Source organism: Pseudomonas sp. GD04015, from assembly GCF_029837675.1.
Classification (GTDB): domain Bacteria; phylum Pseudomonadota; class Gammaproteobacteria; order Pseudomonadales; family Pseudomonadaceae; genus Aquipseudomonas; species Aquipseudomonas paralcaligenes.
The window spans coordinates 65270-78657 of record NZ_JAOEEE010000008.1 but is presented as its reverse complement, the minus strand read 5'-3'; the positions used below and the strand labels follow the sequence as shown (position 1 = coordinate 78657).

The 13388-nt window shown below is 66.0% G+C and carries 10 protein-coding genes; all 10 read right to left on the bottom strand.

Going from position 1 to position 13388, the window contains the following annotated elements:
- Nucleotides 1–49 precede the first annotated feature (49 nt).
- The 10 genes from N7640_RS09335 to N7640_RS09290 all read right to left on the bottom strand — a co-directional run bounded on the left by N7640_RS09335 (nt 50) and on the right by N7640_RS09290 (nt 13384).
- The gene (locus N7640_RS09335; protein WP_220813416.1) at nt 50–427 is read right to left on the bottom strand and encodes a flagellar protein FlaG; all 378 of its coding nucleotides are present in this window, start codon (nt 425–427) and stop codon (nt 50–52) included.
- 74 nt (nt 428–501) lie between these two features.
- The gene (locus tag N7640_RS09330) at nt 502–2010 is read right to left on the bottom strand and encodes a flagellin (protein ID WP_220813417.1); all 1509 of its coding nucleotides are present in this window, start codon (nt 2008–2010) and stop codon (nt 502–504) included.
- A 256-nt stretch (nt 2011–2266) separates the two neighbouring features.
- Nucleotides 2267–5809 carry a glycosyltransferase gene (locus N7640_RS09325; protein ID WP_279902257.1) on the bottom strand — a complete coding sequence of 1181 codons (3543 nt, stop codon included), beginning with the start codon at nt 5807–5809 and terminating at the stop codon, nt 2267–2269.
- Nucleotides 5810–5922: 113 nt separating this feature from the next.
- Nucleotides 5923–6882 (bottom strand): FkbM family methyltransferase, encoded by a 960-nt coding sequence (locus N7640_RS09320; protein WP_279902258.1) that lies wholly within the window; start codon nt 6880–6882, stop codon nt 5923–5925.
- 15 nt (nt 6883–6897) lie between these two features.
- A complete protein-coding gene (locus N7640_RS09315) occupies nt 6898–7965 on the bottom strand; it encodes an NAD-dependent epimerase/dehydratase family protein (protein ID WP_279902259.1) in 1068 nt (355 codons plus the stop codon).
- Between the two features lies 1 nt (nt 7966).
- Nucleotides 7967–8836, bottom strand: a complete 870-nt coding sequence (locus tag N7640_RS09310; protein WP_279902260.1) for a methyltransferase domain-containing protein — start codon at nt 8834–8836, stop codon at nt 7967–7969.
- Nucleotides 8830–9660 carry an SDR family oxidoreductase gene (locus N7640_RS09305; RefSeq protein ID WP_279902261.1) on the bottom strand — a complete coding sequence of 277 codons (831 nt, stop codon included), beginning with the start codon at nt 9658–9660 and terminating at the stop codon, nt 8830–8832. Before N7640_RS09305 ends, N7640_RS09310 begins: the two co-directional genes overlap by 7 nt.
- Entirely contained in the window at nt 9653–10708 is a 1056-nt protein-coding gene (locus tag N7640_RS09300) for a Gfo/Idh/MocA family oxidoreductase (RefSeq protein ID WP_279902262.1), read from the bottom strand. The genes N7640_RS09305 and N7640_RS09300 overlap by 8 nt, the downstream gene beginning before the upstream one ends.
- Entirely contained in the window at nt 10705–11592 is an 888-nt protein-coding gene (locus tag N7640_RS09295; protein WP_279902263.1) for a sugar phosphate isomerase/epimerase, read from the bottom strand. Before N7640_RS09295 ends, N7640_RS09300 begins: the two co-directional genes overlap by 4 nt.
- Before the next feature lies 1 nt (nt 11593).
- Entirely contained in the window at nt 11594–13384 is a 1791-nt protein-coding gene (locus tag N7640_RS09290) for a thiamine pyrophosphate-binding protein (protein WP_279902264.1), read from the bottom strand.
- Nucleotides 13385–13388: the final 4 nt, after the last annotated feature.

Below are 13388 nucleotides of genomic sequence, written 5' to 3'. Positions count from 1 at the left end.
TTCTTAACGTCTATAGACCGTTAGAGAGTCAAAAGCCGTGCCAATCGCGTCAGGCTTCGGCTTTGAATAACAGACTCCTGACTTCCGAAAGATTCTCCGCCAGTTGCAGCGCTTCTTCGGAGGGAATTTGTCGGATCAGATCGCCGGAGCCCTGGTCGGTCACTTTGACCACCACGCGACCGCTACCCTCTTCCAGAGAGAAGTTGATGTTGCGGCGAACCGACTGAACGAAATCCTGGATGGTCGCGACAGCCGCTTCCACGTCTTCGCGGGTGACCGCGGTCGACTCTTCCTCGGCAGCCTGGGACGAAGCCCGCTCGCCGGTCACGGCCTTCTCGGAAGCCGGGCCACCAGCAGGCGAGCGCTCGACTTTCGAGCCGCCGGGGGCAGCAGGACTGAGTGCATTCTGAATTGAGCTGACGTCCATTGCATTCACCTCACAATGAGGAAGCGGGGGAAAGGCCTGGCCTTTCCCCCGCAGTCTACCTAATACCCCTTACCTTAGCCGAGGAGGCTGAGTACAGCCTGCGGCAGCTGGTTGGCCTGGGCCAGGATCGCGGTACCGGCTTGCTGCAGGATCTGATTCTTGGTCAGTTCCGAGGTTTCGGCAGCGAAGTCGGTGTCACGAATCCGGCTACGGGCGGCAGAGGAGTTCTCAGCGATGTTCTGCAGGTTCGAGATGGTGTTCTCGAAGCGGTTCTGCACGGCACCGAGCTGAGCACGCTGGCTGTCGATGTTGGAGATCGCGCCGTTGATGATACCCAGAGCCTTCTGAGCGCCACCGGCGGTGCTGATGTCGATGTCCTTCACCGAGTCCAGGGTACTGAACTTGTCGGCACCCAGGCCTGCGCTCATGCCGCGAACTTCGAAGGCATCGGCCGCTTCCAGCTGTACCTGCCCGTCTGCACGGGCACCGGCACCGGCTGCGATGGACTGAGTACCACCCACGTTCTCGTCGCCTGCGAAGTTCTTCGCCTGCAGAGTAGCGGTGGCACCGCTGCCGCCCTGGTAGTTCTTGATGGCGATGGCGTCGCCGCGGGAGCTGACCAGTTCGATCTTGTCGCCTTTGGAGATCGCGGAGATGCCGGTTTTACCGGTTTCCTTGTTGATCGCGTCGGCCAGAGCGCCCAGATCCTTGGTGTCGGTGATCACAGCGGAGATCACGGACTTGTCGGTATCCGAAGTGGTGCTGTTGGCGCCATACAGTTCGAAGGAGATGGTGCCGCTGGCCGAGACGGTGCCGAGTTCGGCAACGGTACGGGCGTTGGCGGTCACACCGGTCTCATCGCTCTTGGCGTTGACGGCGCGGGCGACTTCGCTCGCGGCGGCACCGCTGGCCGGGCCAGTGATGGTCACTACGCCACCGGAAGCGCCGGTGGTGAACTTCGACGAGATGTCGAAGGAAGTATCGGAGTAGGCCGAAGTACCGTAGGCAGCCGCACCGCTGGCGCCGCTGGCGATGGTGCCGGCTGCACCACCGGAAGTGGTGACGCGGTTGATACCGATACGGTCAGTGGCGGCGGAGCCGATGGAGACGTTGATGGTCTCGTAGGCGTTGGCGCCGACCTGGAAGCTCTGGGAGCCGAAAGAGCCGTCGAGGATTTTGCGGCCACCGAAGCTGGTGGTATCGGAAATACGGTTCAGCTCTTGTTGCAGCTGGGAAACTTCGGACTGCAGGGCAGCACGTTCGGTAGCGCCGTTCGAGCCGTTGGCCGATTGCAGAGCCAGGTCACGCATACGCTGCAGGATGCCGGTGGACTGCTGCAGTGCACCTTCAGCGGTCTGCGCCAGGGAGATACCGTCGTTGGAGTTGCGGGTGGCAACGCCCAGGCCGGTGATCTGGCTGGTCAGACGGTTGGAGATCTGCAGGCCGGCGGCGTCGTCCTTCGCGCTGTTGATGCGGAAGCCGGTGGACAGGCGCTGGAGGGAAGTATCCAGACCCTTGGACGAGGAGTTGAGGTTACGTTGGGTGTTGAGGGACGCAACGTTAGTGTTGACTGTAAGGGCCATGGTATTGCCTCCAGATGACCTTAGAACCGTTTGTCTGAGCTTGCGAGCCAAGGGCCTGCATGCTCAGACGCCCAGAGAGATCGCATTCATGGTTTGTATCGGCGTTGGTGGCGGGAGCTTTAGTTTTTTTTTCGAGGATTGTCGTGTGTTTTCTTTCCACCTGTGCCAACAAGGGCTTAGCACTGACAAGAAAACATGACACGGAAATTTGACGCCTGACCGGCGAGGCCCATACCCCTCGCCGGCGCCCTTTCGATCAGTCCGGCAGCCAGGCAGCACGCCATTGCGCCAGGTTGTCGCCGTCCAGCATCCAGTGCTTCATCACCTGCCGGCGCAGTTCGTCCCCCGCCAGCGCCGCCGCATCCAGGTCATGGATATGCATGCGGATGGCGTCGACCCAGTCCCTGAAGCGGTTCTTCACCCGAGTCACCGGCAGATCGCCCTGGTAGCACACCAGGTCGCTGCACACCACGGGGAATCCGCAGGCGCCGTACTCGAGCAGACGCAGGTTGCTCTTGCACTCGTTGAACAGGTTCTGCTCCACCGGCGCGATGGCGAGATCCAGGTTGAGGGCAGCCAGAGCAGCCGGGTAACGATCTATATCGACACCGGCATGGATTTCCTTGACATAGGGCTGCAGCTTTTCCGGGCACATGCCGAAGAAAACCCACTCCACCTCCTCCGCCAGCTCCCGCACCACGTCCAGTACCAACTCCAGGTCGCCGGTATGGCTGGCGCCACCGGCCCAGCCCACACGCGGCTTCCGACCCTGGCGGCGGGCGCCGTGCAGACCGCCCCACCAACCAACCGGCAAGCGGTTCTCGACCACGCGGATATCGTCGTGCAGCCCGGCGAAAGCATCCGCCAGTGGCTGGGTCGACACCACGAAGCGATCGACGAAGCCGAGGCCACGCCGCAGCGACTTGAGGATGTCTCTGGGCATGTGCTCGCGGTGCACGCTCTTCATCGGCAGGTTGGGCAGATAGTCATCCAGCTCGTAGACCTTGAACGCCCGGGAGAACGCCTTGATCCGGCGCATCGCCTCCAGGCGCTCGTCGCCGATCTGCCGCTGCAGCACGATGCTGTCCGGGTTGTAGCGTTCCAGGTCGACCACCTGCAGCAGCCCCTCGGACAGCATGCCGTCCACCAGGCCGGCCTCCTTCATCGCGGCGAACGGCTTGATGATCCGGTAGTTGCCACAGCCCCAGGGGTCGGCCTGGTGGGCCAGCACGACGGGCAACGGTCGCCAGGACAACGGCCTCCAGCTGAGATTGCTGTCCATCTCCAGCTCGAATCCCTTGCCGCTGAGCGACAGGCAGCGGTTGTACGCAGGGTCGTTCGCCAGTTGCGGCAACCAGCGCGCGTACAGCGCATCCTGTTCCAGGACCTCGCGCTGGCGGCGCGCCTCCAGCAGTTGCGGGTAGTTGCGACCACCCTCGCCCACCAGCACCGCATGGGGCGTCCAGACGGTCAGATAGCCCGCCTCACGCACCTTGAGACACAGGTCGACATCATGGAAGGCGGTCTGGAACGCCGCCTCGTCCATGCCGCCGACTTCGTCGAACAACGAACGCCGGATCATCAGGCAGGCTGCGGAGACGGCGCTGAAGTCCTGGTCGAGCTGCAGGCGCTGCATATACCCGGCGGCCTCCATCGGCTCGTCGGCGAACGCCGGCGCCGCCGGGCCATTCAGGCCCAGGATCAGGCCGGCGCCGTGGACCTTGCCATCGGGATGGAGCAAACGCCCACCCACCACGCCGACCTCGGGCCGCTGTGCATGGTTGAGCAGGTGTTCCAGCCAGTCCTCGCGCACCACCACGGTATCGCTGTCGAGCAACAGCAGGTACTCGCCACGCGCTGCCGCCGCCCCCAGGTTGGCGACAGCCGAGGCGTTGTAGGGGTGCGGATAGCGCAACACGCGAACCTTGGCGTCGCCCAGCGCCTCCACGCCGGCCAGCCAGGCACGGCCGGCCTCGCTGCTGCCGGCGGTGTCGACGATCAGGAGTTCGTAGTGGCCGTAGCGGGTCTTCTCCAGCAGGCTGTCGACGCAGCGCTGCAGCGTCTCGAGGTGATCGTGCAGGGCAAGCACGATGGAGACCGAGGGCTGCTGCGGATGGCCATAGTCGATGAGGTAGCGACCCGGCATCGCCGAACCGACATGCGCATCGGCATAGCCCCGGGCCTGCAGGTGGCGCTGGATGGCCGTCTGCTCGGCCGGGTTGTCCTGCAGCCGGGGGGCGTTGCCGGTGAGCAGCGGCTCGGGCACGTGCCCCAGGCCGACGATGCCGTCCTGTTCGATCAGACGCAGCAGCAGGTCCAGCTCCAGCGCACCGTCGCAGGCGGCGTCGAAACCGCCGCTGGCCAGGAACAGGTCGCGCCGGAACAGCCAGTGACGGGCCATGGCGGCCGGGAAGCTGAGCAGCATGTCGAGGTTGAACGCCGGGCGCAGCGCAGCGCCCAGGTTGCCCTTGCCGATGCGCTGCAGCTCGTCGCCATAGAGCGCGCGGCAATCGGGCGCGTCCATCAGTTCGAGGGCCACCCTCATCAGCCCGCTTGGGGTGAACTCCTCGCCGGCCTCCACCAGCATCAGCCAGTCGAATGTCGAGGCGGCGACCGCCGCGTTGATCTGTGCGACGAGGCTGCCCGGTTCGATGCGAATGAAATGCAGCTTGTCCTCTATCGAGGTCTTCGGCACCTCGGCGGTGGTGAAGGCGAGGATGCGCGTCGAGGCATAGAGGCTCTGCTCCAGGCTGAGGCTCTTGATGGTCGCCATCAGGCGCTCCGTGGCGCCCGTCTGGTCGACGACCAGCAGCCCGAAGCTGGGACCGGCCTGCTGCTCCAGGCGCTGGCTGATCAGGGCGCTCTGGCGCTTGGTCGGCACCCGCTCCGCCAGCCATTCCTGCAGCTGGTATCGACCGGCGTTGCCACGCCGCTCCCGGGCGGCCTCCTGGGTCACCTCGACGAAATGATCCAGCGCCGGCCAGAATTCCTTCTCCAGCCTCAGCCAGTTGTCGCGCGCCAGGGGAAGGGTTCGCCGCGCCCGTTCGAGTTCCTCCGGCGCGGTGCCCCAGGCGGCGCCGTGGCTCTGGGTCTCGTACACGCCGATCCTGGGAGCGCCCTCCTCCACGATCACCACGCAGAGGCAGCCGCAGAGCACCGCTTCCGTGCCCAGCGCGGAGGAGCCGCCGCAATAGAAGATTTCGCACTGCTGGAAGAGATCGGCCATGTCTTCCCAGGAGGACGGCCAGTGGGGCGTGATCTCCACCGCATCGGGCGGCAGCAGCGACGGATCGATATGCAGCTCGCCGCGCCGCCCCCGGTAGAAGCAGACCTTGCCCGGCACCCGCTTGCCGGGATCGTCCGGCAGGCGGAACACGCCCAGGTCGAACGGCGGCAGGAGCATCACCCGGTCATCCGGGATGCCGGGCATCAGCAGGTCCCGCGAATAGGCATACAGGATGTCGTCCTCACCGAACGCGCCGCTGCCCTCGATGAAACCCGGCCGGTTCAGGATGTAGCGCACGACCACGCCGCCCTTCAGGGGGTTGCCGTCGATCACTTCCGGGTACACCACGATGGGCTCCAGGCCCTGGGCGCGGTGCGCGTCGATGACCTCCTCGGTCAGCAGCGGGGTCATGAATTCGTCGCTGAGCACCCTGGCCGTCACATAGGCCTCGTACCCCGAGCGGATGAGGGCATCGCAGAGCATGTGCATCACGCGGATGCCGGACGAACTGCGCCGGTAGTTCGGCGCATAGATGTAATACGGCTGCGGGCGCGTGGAGAGGAGTTTACGCATAGCCTGTACCTCGGGCCTTCGAGCCGTGTCCGCGGATCTCGCGGGACACCCGGTCGGGCCGCTCATGACCAATCAATGAAATGGACCGTTGCGCATGTCGGCGGGCGATCCCTTCAAACCGCTTGCCAACGGCGGATGACGTCGGCGTGTTTCTGCGGATGCAGGAAGACGAAGTTGGTCTGCACGGTTTCTTCGGTGACCGCCGGGCAGGGTATCAACGCCTCGGCATTGTCTTCGGCGAACATCCACGCCCCGTAGCCGTGCTTCGCCAGGGCCTCGAACACATCGTTGGGATGGTATCCGAACTCCCGCGACCACTTGCGCAGCAGCTCCACGAGGATGATGGGCGTATGCGCCAGCGTTTCCTCGCCGCCCTGGAAGACCATCAGCTCCGCGCCCTCGACATCGACCTTGATCAGGGTCGGTACCTTGCCGTTGCTCGCGCAGAACGCATCGAGGGTCGTGGTCTTGCACCTGACCTCCTGGATCGGCGCGCGCCCCCTGGATTGGCCGGCCAGCTTCAGCGAGGTCGCGCCCGAAACGTCCTCGACGAAGATGAAGCTCAACTCGTCTTCCTTGTTGAAGACGCCCATGCGAACGGCCTCGACATTGTCGAGCCGATTCAGCCCGACGTTACGCTCGAGCACCGCCACCGTGCTCGGGATGGGCTCGAAGGCATAGATGCTCGCCCCGGGGCACTGCTTGCCGAGGACCAGCGAGTACCAGCCCAGATTGGCGCCGATGTCGAAGAACACGTCGCCGTCGCGGAAGACCGACTTGAGGAACGCGGTCTCGCTGTTCTCGTAGCTGCCGAAGCCCAGCAGGGCATACGGCGTGGCGTGCAGGTCCACCGGATCGACGAACATCGAGATGCCATGCGCGAGGGAACTGACCGTCACCCCTTCCGCAGTGATGCGGATAGCGCCGACGTCCGTGCCGGCGATGAACGCCGGATAGTCGAACAGGCCCGCGTGACGCTGGTTGATCTCCTCCACGTACTCGAGCTTGGTGGTTTCGCCCGAGAGGAATTTTTGCCTTGCCGCAAGCAGGTCGTTCTGCGTCTTGCCGTTCATGGCGGAACCTTTTGTTCAGAAAGGGAGGAAGTAGCGCAAGGTTCTCTGGAACCCCGCCTCGGGCAGGATGCCGGGACGCCAGCCCAGGCGCTCCATCCTGGCCAGGTTGAAATGACCGCTGGAGCGGAACTCGACCTTCCGGCCGGGGCTGGGTGGCGGGCGCCGCACCTGGATGTTCGGATGGGGGGACAACCTCGCCACCAGCTCCGCCAATTCGAGGATGGTCATTTCCTGATCCATGCCCACGTTGTAGGCCTGCCCCGCCTCACCCCGCAGCAGCAGGATCAGGAAGGCCGCGGTGGCGTCGGCCACGTAGCAGAAGGGACGGCTGCTGCTGCCATCGCTGTTCAGCACGATGTCGCGCCCGGCCAGCACATCCGCCACGAAATCGGCGAACGAACGCCCGTCATCCAGCGCGACGCCGGGGCCGTAGGTGTGCGAGATGCGCGAGATGACCGTCTCCACCCCGTATTGCCGGTGGTAATCAGCACAGAGCGTCTCGCCCATGCGCTTGCCTTCGCCATAGCAGGCGGAGGGATCGAGCGGGTCCAGCGTGCCGAAGTCGGTCTCGCCGATCGACTCCTTGCTGTCGCCATTGCCATAGACGGCGCCGCTGCTCATGAACAGCAGGCGCGCTCCGGTACGCCTGGCCAGCTCCAGCAGGTTCAGGGTGCCCACCACGTTGGCCCTGGCGGTGCCGACCGGGTCCCGCAGGTAGTACTTGGGGCTGCCGGAGCTGGCCCCGTGCACGATGTAGTCGGCCCGCTCCAGCCCGGGAAGGGGGTCGCACACATCCTGGATCACCGGGAAGAACCACGGCTGTCCCATCAGGTGGGGAAAACGCTGCGCCAGCTTTTCCCGATGCCGCGCCAGCGCATGGATATGCACCGGCGACTCCGGCCAGCGCTCGCTCAGCCAGGCGAAGAACTCCACTAGGTAGGCGGCCAGGAAGCCCGTGGAGCCCGCGATGACCACATGCTTGCCAGCGAAGCGCCGCCAGTCCTCGCCCAGGGCAAAGAGCGCCTCCATGTCCTCGGTGATGACGGGATGGCGCTTGGCCGGTTCGTCCATTGGCAACCCCATGTCAGGCCTTCCTCGCCAGCACGCCCAGCACCTCGCTCCGCGTCCAGCCGATGTCCACCGGGAGGTGAAGGCTGTCCACCACCTGCAGCCCGAGCCGCTCCAGCAGCCGGCGCAGCGCCGTTTCGTTGTAGAAGTTGACGTGCTCGTGCCAGTGGTGCTTCAACGGCGCCAGGCACTTGCTGTCCGGGTGCTCGCGCACCAGCGCCTCGTGCGGGACCTCGAGATAGAGCAGCGTCTGCGGCCCCATGGCCGGCAGCATCTGGCGGACCAGCTCCAGTGGACACGGCACGTGCTCGAGCACCTGGCTGCACGCCACCAGGTCGTATGCCTGGCGACCGATCTGCTCGACATCGACACGACACGCGCCCGGCACCAGGTCCACGCCGGAAATGTCATGGATGTGCAGCAGGCGGTTGCGCTCGCGGAACGGGCTGTTGATCCCGGTATCACCGCCCCAGTCCAGCACCGCCGGGGCCTCGGGCAGGTGCGGCGCGAGCCAGGCCTCGACCTCGGCGAGGTAGTCCGCGCGCTGTTCGTAGTGCGCGACCACCGCGGTGTAGCCCGGCTCGTAGCTGATGCGCTCGGAGTTGTAGGCCTCGTCGCGGTAGTTCCGATAGAGCGCGCTCATCTGCTCGTCGGTGAAGCGGTAGTCGAGGAACAACGCGCCACAATCCTGGCACTGCAGCGAATTGCACAGGGTATAGGCCATGCCCGAACGCAGGTCGCGCAGCCCCCACTCCGCCTTGATCTCCACCGGCTCGTGGCCGAACACCCGGTGGGCGACGAAGGGCATCAGCACCGCGGACGACTTGTCCAGGCGGTCGCCGCCACAGCAGATGCACTGCCGGGCGATCAGTTCGCGATTCACCATGTGCTGCGTCCCCCGTCGACGACCAGATTCGCGCCGTTCATATATGAGGAGGCATCCGAGCAGAGGAAGGCGATCGCCCCCCGGTACTCGTCGGCGTCGGCCATGCGACCGAGCGGGATCAGTTGGGTCAGCTTGCTCACGAAGACATCGTTCTGCCCCGCGTAGACCCCGCCTGGAGAAAGCGCATTGCAGCGTACGCCCTGCTCGCACCAGTAGGTCGCCAGGTACTTGGTCAGGCCGATCAGCCCGTGCTTGACCACCGAATAGGTCACCGGCTTGACCGGCTGCCGCTCGGGCTCCCGCCCCTCGACCCGGTAGAGGCGCTGGTCCGGGGCGATCACGCCGAGGTCGGAGGCGATATTGACGATCACCCCGGCGCCCTGCCGGGCCATCTGAGCGCCGAACACCTTGGCGCAGTTGAAGGCACCGCCGAGCCCCACATCCAGGTCCAGCCGCCACTGCTCCCAGGGGAAGTTCTCCAGGCGGGAGAAGTCCTTGTCGCCGGCGCTCTCCACCTTGGGGTTACGCGCGGCGTTGTTGATCAGGATGTCCACCCGGCCATGGCGCGCCATCAGTTGCTCGAAGGCGCACTCCAGTGCACCCAGGTCGGTGATGTCGGCCACCAGCGTCAAGGCTTCGCAGCCGGTCTCCCCGGCCAGCCGGGCTGCGTTGCCCGCGAGGCCATCGCCATTGATGTCGAGCAGCACGGGCACGCCACCGAGGCCGGCGATGGTCGCGGCATGCTGGTAGCCGAGCAGACCGGCGCCGCCGGTGATGACCGCAACCCGGCCGTCCAGCCGGAACAGGCTTTCCGTACTAGCCATGGATATCCACCTCGCTCAGCAATACTTCCCGGCCCTCGCGCAGCGAGCGCAAGGCTGCCAGCGCCAGGCGCAGGCTCTGCAGACCATCCTGCAGATCGACCACTGGCCGGGTGCCTTGGGCGAGGCAATCGAGAAAATGCCTGGCCTGGGCCAGGAACATGTCGTTGCGCACGAACCCCGGGAAGTCGTCCTGTTCGCAAAGTTCGCCCTGGGCATCGTGGATGCGCAGGCGATTGGCCAGCAGATCGATCTCGGCGAAACCGGCGTCACCGACGATCTTCAGGGTGCGGACCGGCGGGCGCTGGAGAAAATCCTGATGCAGCAGGATGGGGAAGCTGCCGCCGGGCCCGTCGCTGCGCATCAGCGACGAAGCCGTATCCTCGACGTCTACCTCCAGGCCACTGAGCTGGCCGCCATGGGTGACGATGCTGCGCGGCAGGCCGAAGAGCCAGTAGATCAGGTCCATCTCATGGATCTGCGACAGGATCACCCCGCCGCCCTGGTCGGCCCGCGCGGCATACATCTGCCGGTAGTCCTCGTAGCGGTGCCAGTTGGGCAGGTACTCGCCGATTTCCGAGCGCACGCTGAGCAGGCGGCCGAAGAAGCCTGCCTCGACCAGTGCCTTGAGGCGCTGCAACCCGGGATGGAAGCGGAAGTTGTAGCCGACATGGAACAGCAGCTTGCGCGCCTTCACCTCGGCCAGCAGCTCGGCCACCCCCGCCAGATCGCTGGCCAGGGGCTTCTCCATGAACACGGGGACGCCGGCGCGAACGCATTCGAGGGCCACCGGCACATGCAGCGCGTTGGGGTTGCAGACGAACACGGCGTCCGGCCGCTGCGCCAGAGCTGCCGCCAGATCGTGGTGAACCTGAATCCGATAGTCCCGCTCGAGGTCGGCGCCCTCGTCGATCGTCAGGTTGTCGCGCAGCTTGATGCGCTGGCCGCGTACACGATAGGCGTGGACCCGAAGGTCATCGCCAAGCAACTCGCGCAAGTTGCGCAGATGGCGCTGGCCGATCCCGCCGAGCCCACAGAAAAGAATCTTCAAGATATCTCTCTCTTCTCGTCGCAGAGTGCGCGACCTCTTAGCCAATCCTCGGCGAAGCGCGCCATGCCGGCGAGCCAGGCGGGTTCGTCACCGGGTTCACCGCGGGCCACCTGCAGGACGAAGTCGCCCGCATATCCGTACTGGATCAGCAGCTCGCGCAGGCTGCGGAAATCGGTATCGCCCTGGCCGAGCGGCACGGTGCTGCCCCCACGGCGGCGATCCTTGATATGGAAGCTGCCGATACGCTCGCCATAGGCGGCGAACTCCTGCGCCGGCTGGTAACCCAGCGAGGCGCTGTTGCCGGCGTCGTAGTTGACCTTGATCAGGGGATGGTCGAGGCGCAGCAACAGTGCGCGGAACGCCTCGGGGGCGAGGTCGGTCTCCAGGTGCAGCTCGACGGCATGGCGCTCGGCGTGCGGCAGGACCTCCCGCAGGTTGGCGACCACCTGCTCGAATTCCTCGTCGCTGCGGATGCTCGACGCATCCACGAACGGCAGCACGACGCGCCCCACACCCATCTCCGGGCAGATGCCCAGCAGCCACTCCATGCGCCGCAGCAGCTCGGCATTCTCGGCTGCGGTGCAGCGCAGCAGCGGGCGGTCCATGAAATAGTCGGCGCAGATGGAAACCACCGAGACCCGGTGTTTCGCCAGCAGGTCGCGCAACTCGCTCCGACCGGCGTCGCTCTCGAGCGGGTTCGCGCCCTCGCCGTAGAGGTCGTAGATCCACTCGATACCACGCAGGCCCGCCTGCGCCGCCCTCTCGATCTCCAGGCGCCAGCCTTGCCGGGGGAAGGACTGGAAGCGGCCGTCTTCCGGCGCACCCAGACGGCCCTGCATGGTGTAGAGGCCGGCGTCGGCATAGCGATTCAGATAGTCGCCCATGTCATTCCCCCACCAGCGGAACGAGCATGTTGGCGCGCAGCTCATCGCGATCAAGGAACGGGAAGAGGTCCTCCAGCGGGCTGGAGACCATCGCGCCATTCTGGCCGATCTTCGAGGTGACGCGCGGGCCGATGGCCTGGTCGGGCTGGACCATGACCTCGCACACCACCGGGCCTTCCAGCGCCAGCGCCTCCTCGATTCCCGCCTTCAGATCGCTGCTGCCGTCGATGCGCAGGACCGGCAGGCCGAAGGCCGCCGCCAACGCCGGAATGTTCGGCAAGGTGAGGCCCGAGGTGGGGTCGCAGCCGATGGTCTGCTTGAAGTACCCGCCCTGGGACGCGCGGATCGAGGCATAGCCATTGTTGTTCAGCACGAAGTACTTGATCGGCAGGCCCAACCGGCGCACCACTTCGAGCTCCTGTATGTTCATGACGAAGCCGCCATCGCCATCCACCGACACGGTTCGCCGGCTGCCGCTGCCCAGGCAGCCGCCGATGGAGGCCGGCAGGCCGTAGCCCATCGAGCCCAGCCCGCCGGTGGCCACCGCGCGCTGGCCGCGCTTGAGGCGCACGGACAGCCAGAAGGTATCCAGCGCCGCCCCGGAACTGCCGGGAATGATCTGGTCCCCCTCGGCCAGCGCTTCCGACAGCGCCTCGGTGAACACATAGGTGTTGACGTATTCGCCGGCCTGGCGGTACTCGGGCAGGACCACCGGATAGGCCGCCTTCCAGGCCGCGCAACGCTCGCGCCACGCCTGGCAGTCCAGCCGATCCGTGCCCATGGCCTCGCGCAGCCGCTCGACGAAAAGCCGGGCATCGCACACGAAGCGCTCGTCGGGCATGTCGCCCAGCTTGGCGATCTCCGCCGGGTCGATGTCCACCACCACGATCTCCGCCGCGCGGGCGAACTGGCTGCGGTCGAAACCGGTGATGGAGAAGTCCATGCGGCAGCCGATGGCGAGCACCAGGTCGGCGTTCTGCACGGTGAAGTTGGCCCCGCGCTGGGCCACGGTACCGCAGCGGCCCGCATAGAGGGGATGGTCGTACTCCAGCAGGTCCGCACCGATCCAGGTGGTCTGGGTGGGGATGCCGAGCGCCTCGATCAGCTCGCGCGTCTGCTGCTCCCCTCCGGCCGCATGGATGCCGTTGCCGACCAGCAGCACCGGCCGTTGCGCCTCGCGCAGGCGCTGCACCAGGCGCGCCAGCGCCTGCTCGTCGACAGGGGCCGGCTGCTCGCCAGCCTCCGGCACGTAGCCCTGCAGCTGCGCCGGGTCGATCTCGGTGGCCTGCACGTCCAGCGGCACATCGAGCCAGACCGGCCCCTTGCGCCCGCCGAGCATCAGATGCAGAGCCTTCTCCAGCTCATAGCGCACGCGCTGGGGGTCGAGCAGGCAGACGGCGTACTTGGTCAGCGGGCCGACCACGCTGACGATGTCCAGCTCCTGGGTACCGAGCTGGCGCAGGCCGCTGTCGCCCTTGAGGTCGGCACGCTTCACCTGCCCGGAGATGAACAGCGCGGGGGTCGATTCGAACCAGGCGCCGGCCAGGCCGGTGATGGCGTTGGTGGCCCCCGGCCCCGACGTGACCAGGCAGACGCCGAAGCGCCCGGACGTGCGTGCGTAGCCTTCGGCGGCAATCGCCGCGCCCTGCTCGTGCAGCATGCTCACCGCCGTCAGGCGCGGCTGGCGATACAGGGCGTTGTTGAGGTGCATGGCCCCGCCACCGGGCAGGAAGAACACATGGCCGATGCCCTGGTTGGCGATGAACTCGAAGATGTAATCGGCAACACGCATGGGG

Coding starts and splice junctions, on each gene's coding strand:
- N7640_RS09325 (WP_279902257.1), bottom strand. CDS start 5,809: ATGCGTAAACTCCTCTCCACGCGCCCGCAGCCGTATTACATCTATGCG.
- N7640_RS09330 (WP_220813417.1), bottom strand. CDS start 2,010: ATGGCCCTTACAGTCAACACTAACGTTGCGTCCCTCAACACCCAACGT.
- N7640_RS09335 (WP_220813416.1), bottom strand. CDS start 427: ATGGACGTCAGCTCAATTCAGAATGCACTCAGTCCTGCTGCCCCCGGC.
- N7640_RS09295 (WP_279902263.1), bottom strand. CDS start 11,592: ATGGGCGACTATCTGAATCGCTATGCCGACGCCGGCCTCTACACCATG.
- N7640_RS09310 (WP_279902260.1), bottom strand. CDS start 8,836: ATGGTGAATCGCGAACTGATCGCCCGGCAGTGCATCTGCTGTGGCGGC.
- N7640_RS09290 (WP_279902264.1), bottom strand. CDS start 13,384: ATGCGTGTTGCCGATTACATCTTCGAGTTCATCGCCAACCAGGGCATC.
- N7640_RS09315 (WP_279902259.1), bottom strand. CDS start 7,965: ATGGGGTTGCCAATGGACGAACCGGCCAAGCGCCATCCCGTCATCACC.
- N7640_RS09320 (WP_279902258.1), bottom strand. CDS start 6,882: ATGAACGGCAAGACGCAGAACGACCTGCTTGCGGCAAGGCAAAAATTC.
- N7640_RS09305 (WP_279902261.1), bottom strand. CDS start 9,660: ATGGCTAGTACGGAAAGCCTGTTCCGGCTGGACGGCCGGGTTGCGGTC.